The organism is Bacillus sp. OTU2372 (genome assembly GCF_038440275.1).
Taxonomy (GTDB): Bacteria; Bacillota; Bacilli; order Bacillales; family Cytobacillaceae; genus Neobacillus; species Neobacillus bataviensis_B.
Genome location: NZ_JASATK010000088.1, coordinates 1 through 391 on the forward strand (window position 1 = coordinate 1; position 391 = coordinate 391).

Genomic DNA, 391 nt, shown 5'->3' on the forward strand with positions numbered 1-391 from the left:
TTAGCATTCCTGTAGATCGTTATTTTTCGACTTTGAAAAAAATAAGGCTCCTCAGTATGATATGAGTATAGACACCACTCTAACTCACAATTTTAGGAGGAACCCTACTATGAAGTTTAAAATGCAGAACAAACAAAATCAACTAATAGAAAGAATTTCTGTTAAACATCTTGTTGTCGGCGTGGATATAGCTCAACAATTTCATGTCGCTAGAGCCGTAAATTTCCGTGGAATTGTAGTTGGAGATCCTCTTACGTTCAAAAATAACGAAGAAGGATTTACAAGTTTACTAAAATGGATAATAAATCTTCAAAGGTTAAATAACCTAGATGCAACTATAGTTGGAATGGAACCAACTGGACACTACTGGATCAATCTTTCAAAATGGCTC

Annotated in this window: 1 protein-coding gene; it reads left to right on the top strand. The window is 34.5% G+C overall.

Annotated elements, in window-relative coordinates:
- Positions 1-109 precede the first annotated feature (109 nt).
- On the top strand, positions 110-391 hold a 282-nt coding region (locus AAHB15_RS30060), incomplete at its 3' end, for an IS110 family transposase (RefSeq protein WP_342043905.1).